This window comes from Marinithermus hydrothermalis DSM 14884 (assembly GCF_000195335.1).
GTDB lineage: Bacteria > Deinococcota > Deinococci > Deinococcales > Marinithermaceae > Marinithermus > Marinithermus hydrothermalis.
This window is the reverse complement of sequence record NC_015387.1, coordinates 1,360,001-1,377,237: the sequence shown is the minus strand read 5'-3', so window position 1 is coordinate 1,377,237 and position 17,237 is coordinate 1,360,001. Positions and strand designations below refer to the sequence as shown.

Below are 17,237 nucleotides of genomic sequence, written 5' to 3'. Positions count from 1 at the left end.
ATCGCGCCCGGGGAGCGCGGGGCACCCCCGGGCGCGCGGTCAGACCGCCTTGAACTGCTCGAAGGGCTGGTGGCAGTCGTTGCAGTAGTGGATGGCGCGGCAGGGGGTGGGCCCGAAGCGGTTCTCGAGCTGGGTGTTGGTGGAGCCGCAGTAGGGGCAGGCCACAGGAGCTTGGGCCATGGGCAGCTCCATCAGGTCCCCTGGAGGGGGCGGGGCGAGGCCGGCCTCGAGCAGCTTGGCCCGTCCGGCCTCGCTGATGCGTTCGGTCGTCCAGGCCTCGTCGTACACGACCTTGACCTCGACCGGTCCCAGGGGCTCGAGCTTCGCCCGGATCTCCCGCTGCATCATGTCCAGCGCGGGGCACCCCACGAAGGTGGGCAGGAACTCCACCCGGATGACCTCGCCCACCTCGACCTTGCGGATGACGCCGAGGTCCACCAGGCTGATTGTGGGGATCTCCGGGTCGGGGATCTCCCGTAGCAACGCCCAGACCTGGGCTTCGGTCACGCGGGGGTTCGCTGCCGGCATGTCTACCAGACCCCTTCCGGCTCGAGCTTCCGTACCATCGTCATCTCTTCGTAGAGCTCGTCCCACCCTGGGCCGTGCTGGCCTTGCCGGCCCCCCTGGGCGGCCTGGATGCGGAGCGCCCAGCCCTGCGCTTCGCGGTTTCCGGGGAAGGGGAGGCTGTAGCGGTCGAAGTACGGCCAGGCCCGCTCGAGCCACGGCTCGAGGAGGTCCGCGGTGGTGCGGGGCAGGATCCCCTCGGCGACGAGGAGGTCTTCACCGGGCGCGGCCTCGAAGAGGCCGAGGAGATCGGGCCACATGCGTTCCAGCGCGCGCTCCAGGCGCTCGCGGGCCTCGAGGGAGCCGGTGGCGAGGGTCTCCCACCAGACCTCCCCGTGCTTGAGGTGGTACCGCTCCTCGCGCTGGATCTTCCGGGCGGCGCCGGCCAGGGGCGCGTAGCTCGAGGCGGTGTGGTCTTGGATGCGGAGGTCGTCGAACAGGTCGTACAGGAAGCGGCGGGCGACGGCGAAGGCCCAGTCCCCGCCGCTTTCGTGCTCGCCGCTCGGGTGGTACTTGGGGGTGGCGCGCTGCTCGAGGAGCCGCGCGTGGTAGTACGCGTCCTTCTCGCGCAGGAGGGCGAGGTGGTCCGCGTCCTTACCCGTGAGCTCGGCGACGAGGGTGTAGTAGAGGCGGGCGTGGCCGATCTCGTCCTGGGCGAGGGAGCTGAACGCGATGTCCTCCTCAACGATGGGCGCGATCCCCGTCCACTCGGAGTCGCGGTACCCGATGACGATCTCGTCGTCGGCTACGGTGAGTAGGTAGCGTTTCAGGGCGTGTTGGACTTCAGGCTTCACCGGTCACCTCCCGGGCAACCTTCTTGAACATCTCCTTGATCTGGCGGCGTTTTTCGACCGTGACCCGGTAGGTGGCGCCCATGCGGTAGGTGTGGTCGAGGGGGGGTTGGAGGAAGTCCGCGTCGTTCACCTCGGTGATCGCTTCGCGGGGAACCACCCACAGGCGTTGGGCTTCGTACCGGCGCGAGTACACGTCGCGCGCGTACTGGATGGCGAGCTCCCGGTTGGGGGCGAGCACACTCCCCACGTGCTGCAGCGGCTCGCCTTCCTCGTCCTGGCGGAATACCTCGTAGGCGTGCATGCTCCTCCCTTCAGGCCACCGCGGCCTTCTCGCCGAGTACGGCCTTGCGCACCCAGGCGGTCTCCTCGTAGCTGAGCCGGCGGAACGCGAGGCGCTCCTGGGAGGCCGGGCCGTGACCGGTCACGACCGCGTAGAGCTTGTCCCAGTCCGGTTCGGTGTACTCCCAGCGCCCGGTCGATTCGTTGTAGCGCAGCTTGGGGTCCGGGATCTTCAGGCCGATCTCCCGGATCTTGCGCACGTAGGTGGAAAGGAACTCCTGGCGCAGCTGCTCGTTGGGCTTGGTCTTGATCCCCCACTCGAGGTCCTTGTCCTTCTCCGGGGGGGTGGGGGGGCCGTGGAACATCATGAGGGGCTCCCACCAGCGCTCGAGGGCCTCCTGCATCAACCGCTTCTGCTTCTCGGAGCCCATGACCGCGGTGAGCACGATGTCCTCGCCGTGCTTGAGGTGGAAGGCCTCCTCCCAGCAGATGCGGCGCATGGTGCGGCCGTAAGGGGCGTAGCTCGAGCGCTGCAACGCGCCTTGGCTGATGACCGCGGCGCCGTCCACGAGCCAGGCGATGATGCCCACGTCGCCCCAGGAGTAGGTGGGGTAGTGGAAGACGTTGTGGAACTTGGTCCGGCCGTGGATGAGGTCGTCGAAGATCTGCTCGCGGGGCTTGCCGAGGTCCTCGACGAGCCGGTAGAGGAGCTGGGCGTGCCCGACCTCGTCCTGGATCTTGGCGGTCACGGCGAGCTTGCGGTGCAGGCTCGGGGCCCGCAGGATCCAGTCGCGTTCGGGCAGCGCGCCCATGATCTCGGAGTTGGCGTGCATCTCGATGAACTTGATGAGCCGCTTCCGGTACTCGTCCGGCATCCAGTCGCCGGCCTCGACCTTGTGCCCTTCGCGGATCCGCTGCTTAAAAGCCTCGACTTTTTCCTCGTACGTCATGCTTCCCTCCCTTAAAGCTCCTGCCAGTACTCGAGCTGGACGCGCTCGCGGTCCACGAACCGGTCAAAGACGCGCTTGATCGTGTTGTGTACCTCCGCGTCCTGGTAGAACTGCCAAAGCGCCTCCATGTCCTCGGCGCGGTAGACCACCTTGACCTTCTGGGGGTCGGTGATGCAGCGGTAGATGCGGATCTCGCTGGTGGGGGAGACGCCGTACTCCCGGGCGATGCCGTCGAGGCTCTCGAGTTCGCGGAAGGCTTTGGCGAACTCGGAGCCGCTCGCGCCTTTTTTGAGGGGCAGGGTTTCGACCACGGTGTACCGGTACTTCATGCTTCGCCTCCTAAAGCCCTGAGCACCAGGGCGGTGTACCGTTCGGTGAGCGCCTCGAGGTCCAGCGGCCCCTCGGGGCGAAGCCACTGGTAGGTCCAGTTGAGGGCGGAGAGGACGAAGAGGGCGGCGATCTTAGGATCTTCGACCTTGAACTCCCCGCGCTGCACGCCGGATTCGATCGCTTCGCGGAAGTGCGCTTCGTACGCGTCCCGTCGGGCCTTGATCCGCTCCTGAAGCTCGGGGGAGAGGAACTTCCACTCGTGGAAGAAGACCGTGGCGTGCTCGAGCTCTTGCGCGATGACCGTGAGGTGGCCGCGCACGAGGGCTTTGAGGCGTTCGCGGGGGGGGAGGTCAGGGTCGATGGACGTGGCGTGGGCGAGGAACCGGTCGGCCGCGCGGTTGACGATCTCCCAGAGGACCTCCTCCTTGGATTCGATGTGGGTGTAGAGGCTGCCGCCTTGGAGGTCCAGGGCGCGGGCGATGTCGCGCATCGAGGTGGCGTGGTAGCCACGCTGGCTGAAGAGGCGGCCGGCGGTGTGGAGGATCTGTGTCCTGCGGTCCATCCTGACTCCCTAACTAACGGTCGTTAGCCTTAGCGCGTATGTATACAACCGCTTGCATGTTTAGCATAACCTACCCGCGCTATAGGGTCAACTGTCCCGAAAAACGGCCCGACGAACTCGGGCCGTTCAGCAACCACAGGGGTTTTAGGCGGTTCAGGGCTCCCCGAAGTACTCGGGCAGCTCTTCCTTGGTGATGAGCACCTCGCGCGGCTTGGAGCCCTGGTGGGGCCCCACGATCCCCATGGCCTCGAGCAGATCCATCAGCTTACCCGCGCGCGCGTGCCCTACCGAAAGCCGACGCTGCAGGCGGCTCACCGAGGCCTGCCCTTCCTCCACCACGATCTCTGCGGCTTTCTTCAACAGGGGGTCGGAAAAATCCAGCTCGCCGGCCTTGCCTCCCGTGGGGTCCCCGAGCTGCACCGGACCGTCGAAGTCCGCGCCGTACGCCTCACCGAAGGCATCATCAAAGGCCTGGCCCCGCAGATAGTTGGTGATGCGGTGGATCTCCTTGTCCGAGAGGAACGGGCCCTGCAAGCGCACGGGCTTCGCCAGCCCCGGCTGGTGGAAGAGCATATCCCCCTGGCCCGTGAGGCGCTCGGCCCCGGTGGTGTCCAAGATGGTGCGCGAGTCGTGCGAGGAGGAGACCGCGAACGCGATCCGGGCGGGGATGTTCACCTTGATGAGCGAGGTCAGGATATCCACCGAGGGACGCTGCGTGGCCAGGATCAGGTGCATCCCGGTCGCGCGGGCCATCTGCGCGAGGCGCAAGATCGCCTGCTCCACCTCCTTGGGGCTCGTGATCATCAGGTCCGCGAGCTCGTCGATCACGATGACCAGGTAGGGCAGGGTCGGCTCGCCCAACTCCCGCATCTTGGCGTTGAACTGCTCGAGATTGCGCGCCCCGACCTGGCTCATCATCTTGTAGCGCCGCTCCATGTGGGCCACCGCGCCCAAAAGCACGCCCGCGGCGTCGGCGGGGTTGGTAACCACGCCCCGCACCAGGTGCGGGATCCCGTCGTAGGGGGTGAGCTCGACCATCTTCGGGTCGATCATCAGGAAGCGCAGCTCGGTGGGCAGGTAACGGTACAGGAGGCTCATGAGCAGGGTGTTGATGCACACGGACTTCCCCGAGCCGGTCGAGCCCGCGATCAACAGGTGCGGCATCTTGGCCAGATCCCGGACCCACATCTCCCCGTCGATGCTCTTCCCGAGGATCAAGGGGAGCTTGTCCCGGCTGCGCTGGAACGCGGGGTGGTGCAGCGCCTCCGAGAACCGCACCAACTCCCGCTCGGCGTTCGGCACCTCGAGGCCGATCACGCTCTTCCCGGGGATCGGGGCCTCGACGCGCACCGACCCCACCGCGAGGGCCCGCGCCAGGTCGTTCGCGAGGTTCGCGATCCGGCTGATCTTCTCGCCCGGCGCGGGCTCGACCTCGAAGCGGGTCACGGTCGGGCCGCGGGCCCAGTCCACCACCCGCGCCTCGAGGCCGAAGTGCGAGAGCGTCTCGTTGATGATCTCGGCGCGCTGCTTCGCGTCTGCTTGCAGGTCGCGTGCGTTTGCGGGCTTGGGCTCGGGCGGGTCCAGAAGCTCCGGGCTGGGCAGGCTCAGCGTCGTGGTGGGATGGACCGATACCGAACCCGTTTTGCCCGACCCCCCCGAAACGCGCGGCGCAGGATTGGGGGAGGGAGGAGGGGCCGTCGCTTCCTCTACCGGAGGTTCCGGAGGCGTCGCCTCTGCGGGAGGATCCGCGGGGGAGGGCGGAGCGGCTTCCTCCGCCTCGGGGGGAGCGGCCTCCAGGCCGTGCTCGAGCAGCCGCTCGAGGGCTTCGGCGTGCCGTTCGGCCCCGACCTGCTCCGCCCACTCGACCCACCGCGTCCAGGACTCGGCGCGCGCTTCCAGGTCCTCCAACAACCCTTCCAAAGCCCGCCATTCCCCGAGCCGCGCCTCGTGAGCCTTCCACTCGGCCTCGAGCCCTGCCGCGGAGCGCCGCAACGCCTCCGCGGCCCGCTCAGCCCTTCGCGCGAGGCGCGTTTCCTTTTCCTGGATGGCCTTGAACTCGAGGATCAGCGCCTTGCGCCGTTCCTCTAGGCGTTCCATCAGGGGGGTGTGTGCCGAAAGGGGGGCGTTCAGGGCGCCGAGCCAGGCTTGAATCCGGGAGGAAAACCCTGGGTTTTCCGCCGCGAGGCGCTCCGCGAGCTCGGCCGCGCGGGCTTCGGTGAACTCGTCCAGGAGGCGACGGAACCCTTCGAGCTCGGAGGGCTCGAACGCATCCGGGTTCTTGAGGAAGGCCTTGAGGTCCGCTTGCAGGGTGGCGAGGGCGCGGTGGTCGGGGTAGCGCGCGAGGAGGGCCTGGACCTCCTGGGCGAGGCTCGAGGCGGCTTTGCGGAGTCGGGCGCGCTGAGCGCGAGCCGTGCGATACGCACGGTAGGCGCGAAAGAGGTTCAGCCCCGCGCCGATGCCTCGTTTGAACCCGGTAAGGACCAGGGTGAAGGGGGGATGGCGTAGGGCTAGGTCGAGCACAACCGAAAGGGCCAGCACGGCCAGCAGCAAACCGGCGGGGCCCAGGCGGGTGGTCAGGGCCTGGTGGGCCCACGTGCCCAAAGCGCCCCCCCATTCCGGAGCCACCCCGGCGATTAGGGGGAGGCTGCTCACGCCGGCGAGCCCCGTGAGGAGGCTTTCCCGGAGGAGGCCCCTCAGGGGACGCTTTAAAAGGATGAGCGTCCCGGCCAGGGCGAACGGGATGGGGAACAACCAGGACAAGAGCCCCAGGTTGCCCCAGAGGGCCGCTTTGAGGTAGGCCCCGACCTGGCCGGAGAGTGGAGGGTCGGGGTAGACCGAGACCCCCAGGAAAAACGCGGTGCCGAACAACACCAGGGCCAGGGCCTCAAGGTCGCCACGCGAGACGGATGCGTTACGTTTGGACTTCGGTTTCCCCACAGGGGCATTGTACCACCGGGGAAGCGCGATCCTGTGCGCAGAGGTGTGCATAAACACGCGCCCGGGGAGACCCGGGCGCGGCGCCAAAGCCAAGGCGGCTCAGCGCTGGAGCTCTTGAATCACGAGTTCCGTCAAGTCGGTGTCCGGCGTGGCGAACACCACCAGGTTCGACTCCGCCGCCACGCGCCGGTTCATCACCACGGAAAACCCCTGTTCCGGCGCGACCTTGGCGATCGCGGCGTCGATGTCATCGGTGATGGGCTTTAAGGCCTCGTTGATGCGTTGCTGCCACTTCTGGTTGGCTTCGTTCAGCGCTTGGCGCAGCACGTCAAAATCCTGCCGGTCCTTGGCGGTGGCCTCACCCGACTGAATCTTCTGATCGAGGGCCTGGAGCTGCTCCAGCAGGGGCTGGATCTCCGCGTCGGCTTGCTGGCGTAGCTCCTGGATCTTGGAGAACTCCGGGTGAGCTTGGATCAGCCGGTCCGCATCCACGAACCCTACCCGCTGCGGAGCCGGAGCGTTTTGTGCCATGGGAATCGCAGCAAGAAGGACGGCAACAAGCACAGGTAGAGAAATCAGCACGCGCTTCATGGAAGCCAATCTATCAAAAAGCGGTGAAGTGCGCGTGAGAGCCTCCAAAAAAAGGGGTAGTATCATGGCCGGTATGAGCACGAGAAGCGTTCTGGTAGCCTTGGCCGTGATCCTCGCGTTGAGCAGCGCGGTGGCCCAAGGCGGCGTGGCCTTCCGGTTCTCGACGCAGCCCAGCCTGGGCCTGGGGTTGGAAGGAGAACGCGCACGATCGCTGGCCTGGCGCCTGTTCGCCGACCTCGAGCCGGGCCGCCCCCGGGTGTGGTTTGGGGGGGAGTTCCTCTTTAAGCCGGACCTGGGGGCCCTGACAGGGAACGCGGCCCTTAGCGGGGTACGTCCGTACCTGGGGGGTGGGGTGGGGATGCGCGTAACGGGACAGGCCGACGCGGGGCTGGTCTCGAGCCTGGGGCTCGAGGTCGCCCTCGAGGCGCGCACGGCCCTGTTTCTCGAGGCGGCCTTCTACCTGCCCTTCGGGGAAGCGCGCGGCGTGTCGCGGGGCGTGCTGGGGATTGTACTGCGTTAACGTGCGCGTAAAGCATATCGGATACAATGAGGATGAAGAAGGGAGGCACGTATGCTGGTACGCGACTGGATGACCCCGGCCCCGGTCACGATCACGCCGGACACCCCGGTGATTGACGCGATCAAGCTGCTCAAGGAGCAGGGGTTCCGGCGCCTTCCCGTGATGCAGGACGGGAAGCTGGTGGGCATCGTGACGGACAAGGATCTCAAGGACGCGATGCCCTCCAAAGCCACGACCCTTTCCATCTGGGAGCTGAACTACCTTCTCTCCAAGCTGAGCGTCAGCGAGGTGATGGCCAAGCCGGTCATCACCGTGACGGCGGACGAGCCGCTCGAGGAAGCCGCTTTGCTCATGGAGGAGTACAAGGTCGGGGGGCTTCCGGTCCTCGAGGACGGAAAGCTCGTGGGCATCATCACCATCACGGACGTCCTGAAGGCCTTCATCGAGGTGATGGGCCTCAAGGAGGGCGGGGTCCGCCTGACCGTGGATATGGAGGACCGGCCGGGGGTGCTGGAACAGGCGGCGCGCGCGATCAAACCGAGCAACATCATCTCCGTGGCCACCGTGGGGCGGCTTGATGGGAAGCGCCGGCTGGTGATCCGCGTGCGTGACCGGGGAGGCGACCGAGTCGGTCGCGGAGCGCTTACGGGCGGCGGGGGAGACCGTGATCGAGGTGCGCCACACCGAGCCCCGCGGCTAGCGGTCCTCGAAGATCCCGGTGACGCCCTCGAGCACCACGAGCTCCCCGCTCTCGAGGTGGTAGCGCACCATCCGGCCTTCCACCTGGCCGTGCGGTCCTTCGCTGGCCACGGGATCCCCGTAGAGGAAGGCCAGCCCCTCCTCCTCCCGCACCACGGCCTGGGCCGCGCGGGTGGTGCGTTCTCCTTGCACCAGTTGCACCGCACCCTGCAGGGTGAGGGTTTCATCGTCCACGTTGTACGTCATGGATTGCGCCGTGCCGTGGATGGGCGGATCCCCTGCGCGTTCGAAACGTATCGGTCCCGTGATCGCCGCGAGACCGGTGGTGTTGTCGTACTCCAGCCGAGTGCCGAACACCACGCTTTCCCCTTGGCGCACCTCGACGGCCTGGGGGGTGTCGGCGAACGCCACCGCGAACGTGTCCTCCGCCTCGAGGTAGGTGGCCGTGCCGTCCGCGAGGACCAGGGTTTCCCGCTCGTCCTTGACGCGTTCCACCAGGGCGATGTGGGCGTACGCGACGGTGCGGGTCCCGAAGGTGACCTCCACCCGGTACGGTTCCGGATCGAAGAGCAGCAACCGGGTTCGGGTCTTCGCTTCCGGGGCCGCAGCGGGCGGGATGGCCGCGACCCGGATCGCGTAGGGGCGGCCTTGGGCGTCCTGGAGGTCGGCGTTATACACCACCTCCACCCAGTCCTGGGCCTCCACGCTGCCTTCCCAAACCGTCTTCGCGTCCGTGTAGTAGGCGGTGCCGTTGACCATAAGCACGCCCGTGGCGGGGTCCAGGGCCTCGAGGGGGCCGCGGACGAGGTCCTCGTACTCGATGAAAAGCGGCACTCCCGCCTCGTCCGGGCCGTTCTTGACCGCGCGGATCGTTTTCTCGCCGCGCTCCAGGGTGATGGTGGGGCGCAGGTCCGCCTGCGAGAGCCCCCACGCCATCAAGATCAAGGGCGTCGCCCGGAGCACCCACCCGCCCCACCGCGCCACGGTCACTCCCCTTGTTTCGCGAAGGTCGCTTCGGGCAGCTCGAAGGGCTTGCGGTACGCCTGCACCCGGTGTTTCTTCACGTCGTGCAGGAGCGTCCCGGCCGAGAGAGTGAGGCCTTCCGCTGCGTTCTTGCTGACGGCGGGGCTGCCGATGATGATCGCGGTCCCCTCGTTGTCGTCGTAGTACAGGGCGTCTCCCGTGGTGGTGATCTCGCCGTCCACCAGGGTCACGCCGCCAGTCGCGATGAGTTGCTTTTCCCGGGTGAGGCTGCGCACCTCCCGCGCCTGAATGACGAGGTCTCCCTGCTCGCCGCTACGCCGGCGCACCAGGGTGACGGTGCCTTCACGCATGCTGAACACCGCGAGGCCGCGCTCCTCCTCGTAGTACACGAGGTCCGCCGTGCCCTCCTGGTTGCCGCTCGTGAGGCGCACCGACCCCTCGCTCGTGGAGACGTCCGCATCCACGTCAAAGGTCATCTTGTCGGCTTGCACCTCGACCGGGTCCTCCCCTTCCCGCGCGGGCTCCTGCCGCATCTCGGCCGGCCCCTCGAGGACGCCCACCCCTGTCGCTTCGCTATACACGAGGCGAGGGCCGCGCGCGGTGACGCGCCCTCGCTTCACGACGACCTCGCCCTCGAACGTCGCGGTTCGTTCGCCCTCGGCCTCCTGCATGCTCTTGCCTTCGGGGGCCTCGAGCACCGCGCGCGGCGCGAAGATCTCCAGGTCCCCCACCTGGCCGTGTACTCCATCGGGGCGCGAGCTCTCGTAGGTCCACGGCCCAAATCGCAGGTTGCCGCTGCGCGTGCCGTCGTACTTGATCGTGAGGATGCGGCCTCCGCTCGCCGCGAGTCCCGCGGCCAGCAGACCGGTCATCAGGAACAGCATCACCCTAGAACGCATCGCACTCTACCTCGCTTTCCTCAAAGTCTCCCTCGAGCTTGGCTTGGTCGCACCCGTTCTCCACCGTCATCTCCTCCAGGGCGAAGTCCGAGCGAAAATTGCGCCCGATCATGCGGATGCCCGGTCCTTTAAGGCGCATGGTGGGGGCGACGAACCCCTCGTTTTGTCGGATGTAGACGGGCGTGCGGATCTCGGGGCTGCCCAGCTGGATCTCCCACTCGTACCGCGGGATCACCACCGTAGCGTAAGGCAGCCGCAGGTTGTCGTTGCGGTCGATCACGACCTCCGGAGCGTGCAAGGTAAGATCAAGCTCCTCCCCCACGTACCGCGCGCCTGCCTCGAGCCCGTACACCGTGGATTCGCGCCGGGCGGGGTTGTGCTCCACGCGAGCCGCGTGGAATGTCCAGCGGGCCTCAGGGTCCGCGCTGGGGAACAGGGTGAGGTCCACCTCCTCGAGCGTCACGCCCGTGCTGGGCGGTGTGGGGGTGGGGACGGGAAGGCGAGCGAAGTAGTAGGAGGCGACCCCGATGAGGACGAGTACGACCAAGGCGTACCGAACCACGCTCCCAATCTAGGCAGGATGGCCCTGAAAAGCGTGAAACTTCGCTAAACTTCGATCGCCGCTGGTTACAGCACGTCGCGGCGCGTGCCCCTCATCCGCCAGTTCATGAAGTCTTTCCGGAGGCGCAGGGCGCGCTTGAGGGGGGTGTACAGGGGGGAGAGGGGGTAGTCGTACGCCGGAAAGCGCACGCGTGCCCCGCCGAACCCTTCCTTGAAGCGGTAGATGCCGTAGGCGTGGGATTCCGGGGAAAGGACGCGCGGCACCCCCCAGAGGTCGTAGACGCGGTAGCCGCGCTCCATGCCCCACTGCATCGCGTTCCAGTGCATCGCGTAGGGCGCCATGACGTTCTTGTGCGCTCGGCTGGACCCGCCGTAGAGGTAATCCACCTTCCCCGCGAACGCCACGAACAACCCGGCCGAAAGGGGCTTGCCCTCGAGGCGGGCGATGGAGAGGAAGGCCGCGCCATGGGGCTGGTTCATCTCCCGCAGGACGGCCTCATAATAGCTTCTATCATGCTGGAGTAATTTCGCTCGTTGGTTGGTTTCGGTGAACAAGGCCCAGAAGGCCTCAAAGTCCTCTTCGACCGCGGCCACCACCCCCTTGCGGGCGGAAAGGCGGATGTTGTAGCGGGTTTTAGGCTTCATGCGGGCCAGGACCGCGTCCGGATCCAGCGTGAGGTCCACCCACAAGGAGTACTCGGGTTGGATCGTCTCCTCCAGAACGAGCGGTGCGAACTCCGGCGGCGGCGCCTCCGCCGGCCAGCCCACCTCAGGCTCGAGCTTGAGGTACACGCCCCGCCCCGCCCATTGGGCGAGCGCTTCGGCGACGCGGGGCAGGTCTTCGATCGCCCGTAGGGCCGGACCGCGCGGCGCGTAAAGCATGGCGAGCGGACCAGCGAACCGCCGCTGGAGGACCTGCGCGGCCGCGACGGGTACGTCGTCCTCGAAGACGGCCAGTCGGAAGGGCTCCCAACCGCTCAGGCGTTTGACCTCCCCCCAACCCCAGGATTGAAGGGCGCTGGTAACGGGGAACCCCGAGACTAGCCGGTTCCAGGCTTCGGGGTCATGGATCGCGCGTACGCTCAACACGCCTACCCATTATGCGGGGCGTTCTCCTCCAGGGGAAGGGTGAAGGTAAAGGTCGCGCCCTGGCCGGGCGTGGACTCCGCCCAGATGCGCCCCTGGTGCGCCTCGACGATCGCCTTGGAGATGTACAGGCCAAGGCCGGTACCCGCGATCCCCTGCCCCACCGCGCTTTGGGTGCGGGAGAACCGCTTAAACAGGTGCGGCAGCTCTTCCTTCGCGATGCCCTTACCGGTATCCTGCACCTGGATGTACACCTGCCCGGCCTCCACCCAGGCCCGCAGCGTGACCTTCCCCCCTTGGGGCGTGAACTTGAAGGCGTTGGATAAGAGGTTCATGACCACCTGCCCGATGCGTTCCGGGTCCACGTTCGCGCAAGGCAGCTCGGGGATTTCGCGCTCGAACGTGATGTTCGAAAGCTGCGCCCAGCTTAAAAAGCTCTTGGCGATATCCTCCAACAGCGGGGTGAGAGGGGTGGGTTTAGGATAGACCGCGAAGCGGCCGGCCTCGAGGCGAGAGGTGTCGAGCAGGTTGTCCACCATGTTCTTCAGCCGCTGGCTGTTGTCGTGAATGATGCGGATGAACTCACGAGCCTCCTCCTCGGAGACCTGCTCCTCGAGGAGGAGCTGCGTAAACCCCATGATCGAAGCCAAGGGCGTGCGTAGCTCGTGCGAAACGGCGGAGATGAACTCGCTCTTCATCCGCTCCGCGGCCTTTTGAGCGGTGATGTCGTGAAAGGCTACCTGGATCGCCGGCGCGCCCATGTACTCGGTGCGCCGGCCGATCGCCTCGACGTGGATCACGCGGCCGTCCAACCGGACCAGCTCCTCTTCGGCGAGCCCCACCTCCTCTGCGCCGGCCATGAGTTGGGCGATGCGTTCCCGAACTGCGGGAAGGGAGTCGGGGTGCACGAACTCCAGCACCTCCCTCCCGATCAACTCGGAGGGGTGCTCGGCCCCAAGCAGGCGAGCGGCCGCGGCGTTCGCGTACACGAACCGTTTCCCGGTATGCACCGCGATCGGCACCGGAGAGGCGTCCACCAGCTGGCGGTACCGCTCCTCGCTCTCCCTCAAGGCGGCCTCGGCCCGCTTGCGCTCGGTCAGGTCGCGCAACACCAGGATCGTGAGCTCTCCCTTCCGGGTGCCGATGGCCGAGTAGAACCGTTCCTTGAGCTGCACCTCGAGCTCCTTCTCCTCAAGGGCGGGTAGGAGGGGTGGGGGGAGGTCCTCGGTGCGCACGCGCCAGGGGAGACCCAAGGCCTCCCGAGCCGCGAGGTTCGCGAACCCCATGTCGCCCTCCAGTACGATGACGCAGTCGCCCATGTACTCGAGCGCGTCCTGGAGCTTCGCGCGCTCCTGGGTGAGCGCCTGGTGGAGTTTGAGGGCGTCCAGGGCGAGGCCGAGCATGTCGGTGACGTTCGCGGCTTTGGCGAGGGTCTCGGAGGGGATGGGAGTTTGACTCGCAAGGAGCAGCACCCCGCTCGTCTCGCCGTGGGCTTTGAGGGGAAGAGCGGCCGCGAACGGTAGCTCAGGCGTGAGATCCTGGTGCACCACGGGGGTATCCTGACGCACGGCTTGTTCGGCGAGCCTGCGCAAGACGCTGGGGTTTTGAAGGTCAGGGCCGTACCGACCAAAGAGGGCAAGGCGGGACTCGGGAGGGCGGGTCAGGAAGACCCAAGCGTGCGGCACGTCCAGGTACTGCCCGAGCGTTTCGCAGATGATCGCCCCGCGCTCTGCCTCCGGTTCCCGCACGAGCGCCTCGCCGATAGCGGCCCGCACTTCAGCGGCGCGCGTGTACGCCTCGAGGTCGGCCTGGGTGATGGCGCTTTGCACGGCCAGAGCCAAGGGGGTGCGGAGAAGGTGGACCCAGGCGGTGTCCTCTTGGGTGAAGGGGCGGTTCTTCCGGGCGAGGATCAGCGCTCCGATCAGGCGCTCGTGGGCTTGCAGGGGTAGAAGCAGGCCGGGAAGGGGGGTGGGGAAGGGGTTCTGGGGGAAGAGGGGGAGGCTGCCCAGGTCGGGCACGGGCTGGGCCGCTGCGTGTAAGAGGTACGAGGGCAGCGGGTGCGCGTCGAAGGGCGGCAGGGTGCGCACCGTTTCGGCGAACGCTCCGGAGGTGGCCACAAACCGCGTTTTTGTTCCGTGGAATACCGCGAGGTACGCCCCGTCGGCCTGCGCGTACGCGAGGCTCAGCTCGGCCAGCCGCTCGAGGAGCGGCTCGGGTGCGTGCGTGGAGAGCACGGCTTCGCCCACCGCGGCGGCCGCTTCGCGCTCCTTAGCACGCCGGGCCTGTTCGCGCTCGAGCCGGCTGCGCTCGAGCCCAGCGGACAGGAGGCGGGCGAGGGTAGCGCACACCTGAAGCTCGTGATCGGAGAACCCGAGGCGGGGTTCTGTGGGGGCGAGGTAGGCGATGCCGAACCCGGGGATGGGAACGACCAGCAGCACCTCGCTCCCCAGCGCTTCGCGAATTTGCGTTTCTACGGGGCCCGGGGCGAGCGTTACGGCACGGGTGGTGACGGGCGTTTGCGCGGTGGCGGCCTGGTTCGCCCAGCCTTCCTGGTCGGGATCGAGGGGGTGCGGGTTCAGGGCTTCCCGCGTTTCGCGCGGGAGGTGGGCGGCCCCGAGTAGGGTGTAGGGCGCGTCGCCCTCCGGGTTGAGCCAGACTCCGGCCCGCCCCTGCCCCAGGACGCGGGCGAGGATGTGCGCGAAGACCTGGGCGAGGGTGGTGGGGTCCCGTTCCGTCGTGACGAACAACGCCCCTTCGAGGAGCAGACGCGCTTCGCGGTCGCGCTGCGCGCGCAGGAGGGCGGTCGCGCCAGCTTCGGCCAATACCTCCGCCAAGCGAACCTCGTGAGGGGTGTAGGGGTGCGCCTCCTCTCGGCCGATGGCGAGCACCCCGAGAACGTTCCCCTCGGGGGTGTGGAGGGGGGTCAGGACCTGGGTGCCGGGCGCGAAAGCCTGGGAGGTGAGGGTGGTGCCGCGCTCGAGCACCTCCCAGGCCGGGCCTCCCCCTTGCGGGACGTGGCGTCCTTGCGCGGAACGGAAACTCCCGTGGGTCGCCACGACCCTGAGGTGCTCCCCCTCGAGGAACAGCACCGCGGCCCCGTGCGCGGGCAGGAGGGCCGGCGCCAGCTCAACGAGCCGCTCCGCGACATCCAAGGGAGTTTCCGCTTCGCGCAACGCCCGGCTGGCTTGGGTGAGAGTCTCAAGCTCCCGCACGCGGGCTTCGAGGGTCGTCTGTTCCTCGCGCAGCGCGGTGACCAGTCGGTTAAGCTCCTGGTAGGCTTGGGCGTTTTTGATCGCGATGCCAGCGATATTCGCCAGGATCTCGATGTAGCTCAGTTCCTCTTCGTCGACATGCTGGCCGTTTGGCCCGTAATCCACGGCCACCACGCCGATCACTTCTTCTTCTGCGGAGATCGGGATGTAGGCCGTGATGGGCACGTACCCCATGGAGGTGACGTCCACCCAGGGGGGGTAGGTCCTCCGTCTGTGCGATCACGGGGCGTCGGGAGCGTGCCGCGCGCGCGAAGGGGTCGTCGGATTGGGTGATGGGGATGTGGATCCGGGTGCGCTCGCGGGTCCAGTACTCCCGGCCCTCCACGAGGGTGAGGTACCCCCGGAGGGTGCCGTTTTGATTGATCGCGATGGTGACGCGGTAGTACCCGAAGTCCTTGTGTAGCCGTGCGGCGAGGGTGCGCAGGATGTCCGCGAGGTTCAGGTTGCGGATGACCTTTCGGGCGAGGTCGTTGATCAGCTCGAGCTGCTGTGCGTGACGGGAGAGCTCCTCGCGGTGCAGCTGCACCTCTTCAAAAACCCGGGCGTTCCGCACCGCGAGGGCGGTGGAGCGGGCCATGACCGGGAGCAGGTGTTCAGCTTCCTCCTCGAGCCGCCCTTCCACGGAGAGCACCCCGAGGCTGCCGAAGTGAGGGCAGCGCGGGCAGATCTTCGGGCGGTCCTCGTAAGTGATTCTAGGGGTGAGGTTGCAGCGCTGGGGAGGGTCGATCCAGCACAGGGGCCGTCCTCCGGCTGGAGCTTCCTGCTCGATGATGGGCACGAGGTACTCGCCGTCCTGGAGAAAGCCTTCTGGCGGGGCGAAGAACGCGTCCTGGATGGCACCAGGCGTGCGCACGGGCAGGGCGATGGCGGAGACGGTATAGTTTTGCCCGCGCCCGGTGGCCACCTCCCCCCGCAGCTCGTCCGTTTCCGAGCGGTACAGGAAGACCGCGGTGCGTTCCGCGTTCAGGGTCTCGAGGGCGGCTTCGAGCAGATGGCGCAGGACAGGCCTGAGCTCCAGGGAAGAAAGCAGCGCCTCATTAAATTCAGCCAGTATATCAACGGGTTCTTGATACCGCCTTCTTTTACGAAACATCTTTGCCCGCCATTATACCCGCGGCGCTTTAGCGCAGCTGGCGCAACGCCCGGCGAATCAACTCCTCTACCGGCGCTTCCGGGTCTTGTGCCGCGAGGGTACCTACTACCGTGCGGACCTGCGCCTCGCGGAACCCCAGGGCGGCGAGGGCCTCGATCGCCTCGTGCGCGTTCGGGTTCGCGCGGTGCGCGCCCCCACCGGCGGTGAGGTGCGCGGGGATCTTGTGCCGCAGCTCGAGCACGATCCGTTCCGCGAGGCGTTTCCCCACCCCAGGGGCTGCGGTGAGGGCTTTTGCGTCCCCTTCCGCGACCGCGCGGCCGAGAAGGCTGGGGGGGAGGGCCGCGAGCATCCCGAGGGCCACGCGCGGGCCGACCCCTGAGACCGAGGTCAGGAGGTCGAAGAGCTCGAGGTAAACGGGGTCATGAAACCCGTACAGCGTGAACCCGTCCTCGCGCACCACGAGCCGCGTGTGGAGCGCGACCTCCTCCCCCTCGCGCAGGGTTTCGAGCGTCGGGGTGGGGCACCACACCTCGAACCCGATCCCCCCGGTGAGGATGACCGCGCGGTCCTCGCGCTTATCCACGAGTCGGCCTTGAAGGAAGCGAATCACGGGTTTCAGTATACTTAGGGGCATGACACGCGTGGCGTACCAGGGGGCGGAAGGTGCGTTCAGCGAAGCTGCGGCCCTCACGGCGTACCCCGACGCGGAAACGGTAGGGTACGCCACCTTCCACGAGGTCTTCGAGGCGGTCGCGGGGGGCGCGGTGCACTGCGGCGTGGTTCCGGTCGAGAACTCCTTGGCCGGGAGCATCAACCAAACCTACGACCTCCTCCTCGAGCACGACCTGCACGTGGTGGGCGAGGTGATCCTCCGGGTCCAGCACTGCCTGGTCGCTCCCAAAGGCACCCGGATCGAGGAGGTCCGGCGCGTCATCAGCCACCCCCAGGCCCTCGCGCAGTGCGACGGCTTCCTCGCGCGCTACCACCTGGAAGGCGTGCCAGTATACGACACGGCGGGGGCCGCCCGGCAACTCGCCCAGCACCCCGAGCCGGGCGTGGCGGCGATCGCCTCGCGCCGGGCAGCCGAACGTTATGGCCTTGAGGTCCTCGCGGAAG

At 67.4% G+C, this 17,237-nt stretch carries 18 protein-coding genes and 1 pseudogene (1 of these 19 cut by a window edge); 4 read left to right on the top strand and 15 right to left on the bottom strand.

Annotated features, from left to right (window positions below; all coding sequences use genetic code 11):
• Positions 1 to 39: 39 nt before the first annotated feature.
• The 8 genes from paaD to MARKY_RS06845 all read right to left on the bottom strand — a co-directional run bounded on the left by paaD (position 40) and on the right by MARKY_RS06845 (position 7,007).
• A complete protein-coding gene (paaD, locus tag MARKY_RS06880; RefSeq protein WP_013704151.1) occupies positions 40 to 528 on the bottom strand; it encodes a 1,2-phenylacetyl-CoA epoxidase subunit PaaD in 489 nt (162 codons plus the stop codon).
• A 2-nt stretch (positions 529 to 530) separates the two neighbouring features.
• Entirely contained in the window at positions 531 to 1,358 is an 828-nt protein-coding gene (gene paaC / locus MARKY_RS06875; protein WP_013704150.1) for a 1,2-phenylacetyl-CoA epoxidase subunit PaaC, read from the bottom strand.
• A complete protein-coding gene (locus MARKY_RS06870) occupies positions 1,348 to 1,659 on the bottom strand; it encodes a phenylacetic acid degradation protein PaaB (RefSeq protein WP_013704149.1) in 312 nt (103 codons plus the stop codon). Before MARKY_RS06870 ends, paaC begins: the two co-directional genes overlap by 11 nt.
• 10 nt (positions 1,660 to 1,669) lie before the next feature.
• A complete protein-coding gene (paaA, locus tag MARKY_RS06865) occupies positions 1,670 to 2,587 on the bottom strand; it encodes a 1,2-phenylacetyl-CoA epoxidase subunit PaaA (RefSeq protein ID WP_013704148.1) in 918 nt (305 codons plus the stop codon).
• Between the two features lie 11 nt (positions 2,588 to 2,598).
• Positions 2,599 to 2,916 (bottom strand): hypothetical protein, encoded by a 318-nt coding sequence (locus MARKY_RS06860; protein ID WP_013704147.1) that lies wholly within the window; start codon positions 2,914 to 2,916, stop codon positions 2,599 to 2,601.
• Positions 2,913 to 3,479: a TetR/AcrR family transcriptional regulator gene (locus MARKY_RS06855; RefSeq protein ID WP_013704146.1), complete on the bottom strand. Its 567-nt coding sequence runs from the start codon at positions 3,477 to 3,479 to the stop codon at positions 2,913 to 2,915. Before MARKY_RS06855 ends, MARKY_RS06860 begins: the two co-directional genes overlap by 4 nt.
• 153 nt (positions 3,480 to 3,632) lie before the next feature.
• Positions 3,633 to 6,467: an FtsK/SpoIIIE family DNA translocase gene (locus MARKY_RS06850; RefSeq protein ID WP_013704145.1), complete on the bottom strand. Its 2,835-nt coding sequence runs from the start codon at positions 6,465 to 6,467 to the stop codon at positions 3,633 to 3,635.
• 48 nt (positions 6,468 to 6,515) lie between these two features.
• Complete coding sequence (locus MARKY_RS06845; protein ID WP_041657924.1) at positions 6,516 to 7,007, bottom strand: OmpH/Skp family outer membrane protein; 492 nt, start codon at positions 7,005 to 7,007, stop codon at positions 6,516 to 6,518.
• Between the two features lie 73 nt (positions 7,008 to 7,080).
• Between MARKY_RS06845 and MARKY_RS06840 the strand changes: the two genes are divergently transcribed.
• The 3 genes and pseudogenes from MARKY_RS06840 (at position 7,081) to MARKY_RS12290 (ending at position 8,227) form a co-directional block, all read left to right on the top strand.
• Positions 7,081 to 7,527, top strand: a complete 447-nt coding sequence (locus MARKY_RS06840; RefSeq protein WP_041657922.1) for a hypothetical protein — start codon at positions 7,081 to 7,083, stop codon at positions 7,525 to 7,527.
• Between the two features lie 51 nt (positions 7,528 to 7,578).
• Positions 7,579 to 8,085: pseudogene (locus MARKY_RS12100) on the top strand (CBS domain-containing protein); the annotation flags it as partial.
• A gap of 49 nt (positions 8,086 to 8,134) precedes the next feature.
• Positions 8,135 to 8,227 (top strand): hypothetical protein, encoded by a 93-nt coding sequence (locus tag MARKY_RS12290; protein WP_425357334.1) that lies wholly within the window; start codon positions 8,135 to 8,137, stop codon positions 8,225 to 8,227.
• Here MARKY_RS12290 and MARKY_RS06830 read toward each other — a convergent pair.
• The 7 genes from MARKY_RS06830 to ruvA form a co-directional block, all read right to left on the bottom strand.
• Complete coding sequence (locus MARKY_RS06830; RefSeq protein WP_013704142.1) at positions 8,224 to 9,210, bottom strand: LptA/OstA family protein; 987 nt, start codon at positions 9,208 to 9,210, stop codon at positions 8,224 to 8,226. The genes MARKY_RS12290 and MARKY_RS06830 overlap by 4 nt on opposite strands.
• Positions 9,211 to 9,212: 2 nt before the next feature.
• Entirely contained in the window at positions 9,213 to 10,082 is an 870-nt protein-coding gene (locus MARKY_RS06825) for an LptA/OstA family protein (protein WP_245526768.1), read from the bottom strand.
• Positions 10,083 to 10,098: 16 nt separating this feature from the next.
• Positions 10,099 to 10,671 (bottom strand): hypothetical protein, encoded by a 573-nt coding sequence (locus MARKY_RS06820; RefSeq protein WP_013704140.1) that lies wholly within the window; start codon positions 10,669 to 10,671, stop codon positions 10,099 to 10,101.
• 65 nt (positions 10,672 to 10,736) lie between these two features.
• Positions 10,737 to 11,759 (bottom strand): lipid II:glycine glycyltransferase FemX, encoded by a 1,023-nt coding sequence (locus tag MARKY_RS06815; RefSeq protein ID WP_013704139.1) that lies wholly within the window; start codon positions 11,757 to 11,759, stop codon positions 10,737 to 10,739.
• A 2-nt stretch (positions 11,760 to 11,761) separates the two neighbouring features.
• Positions 11,762 to 14,968: an ATP-binding protein gene (locus tag MARKY_RS11420; RefSeq protein WP_281004381.1), complete on the bottom strand. Its 3,207-nt coding sequence runs from the start codon at positions 14,966 to 14,968 to the stop codon at positions 11,762 to 11,764.
• Positions 14,969 to 15,017: 49 nt separating this feature from the next.
• A complete protein-coding gene (locus MARKY_RS12285) occupies positions 15,018 to 16,121 on the bottom strand; it encodes a GAF domain-containing protein (RefSeq protein ID WP_245526767.1) in 1,104 nt (367 codons plus the stop codon).
• A 28-nt stretch (positions 16,122 to 16,149) separates the two neighbouring features.
• On the bottom strand, positions 16,150 to 16,731 hold the full coding sequence (gene ruvA / locus MARKY_RS06805; RefSeq protein WP_041657915.1) for a Holliday junction branch migration protein RuvA: 582 nt from the start codon (positions 16,729 to 16,731) through the stop codon (positions 16,150 to 16,152).
• Positions 16,732 to 16,753: 22 nt separating this feature from the next.
• On the opposite strand from ruvA, the gene pheA reads away from it, so the two are divergent.
• Positions 16,754 to 17,237 carry the 5' portion of a prephenate dehydratase gene (gene pheA / locus MARKY_RS06800; RefSeq protein ID WP_041657913.1) on the top strand. The gene runs 353 nt beyond the window's last position, so 484 of the gene's 837 nt are visible here — the first part of the coding sequence; its start codon is at positions 16,754 to 16,756; its stop codon lies beyond the right edge, outside the window.

What these genes read in the sequence shown, in the direction of transcription:
- MARKY_RS06860 (WP_013704147.1), bottom strand. Translation starts at nt 2,916, where the DNA reads ATGAAGTACCGGTACACCGTGGTCGAAACCCTGCCCCTCAAAAAAGGC.
- MARKY_RS06840 (WP_041657922.1), top strand. Translation starts at nt 7,081, where the DNA reads ATGAGCACGAGAAGCGTTCTGGTAGCCTTGGCCGTGATCCTCGCGTTG.
- MARKY_RS06850 (WP_013704145.1), bottom strand. Translation starts at nt 6,467, where the DNA reads ATGCACACCTCTGCGCACAGGATCGCGCTTCCCCGGTGGTACAATGCC.
- MARKY_RS06825 (WP_245526768.1), bottom strand. Translation starts at nt 10,082, where the DNA reads ATGACCGGTCTGCTGGCCGCGGGACTCGCGGCGAGCGGAGGCCGCATC.
- MARKY_RS06870 (WP_013704149.1), bottom strand. Translation starts at nt 1,659, where the DNA reads ATGCACGCCTACGAGGTATTCCGCCAGGACGAGGAAGGCGAGCCGCTG.
- MARKY_RS06845 (WP_041657924.1), bottom strand. Translation starts at nt 7,007, where the DNA reads ATGAAGCGCGTGCTGATTTCTCTACCTGTGCTTGTTGCCGTCCTTCTT.
- paaD (WP_013704151.1), bottom strand. Translation starts at nt 528, where the DNA reads ATGCCGGCAGCGAACCCCCGCGTGACCGAAGCCCAGGTCTGGGCGTTG.
- paaA (WP_013704148.1), bottom strand. Translation starts at nt 2,587, where the DNA reads ATGACGTACGAGGAAAAAGTCGAGGCTTTTAAGCAGCGGATCCGCGAA.
- MARKY_RS12285 (WP_245526767.1), bottom strand. Translation starts at nt 16,121, where the DNA reads ATGTTTCGTAAAAGAAGGCGGTATCAAGAACCCGTTGATATACTGGCT.
- MARKY_RS06855 (WP_013704146.1), bottom strand. Translation starts at nt 3,479, where the DNA reads ATGGACCGCAGGACACAGATCCTCCACACCGCCGGCCGCCTCTTCAGC.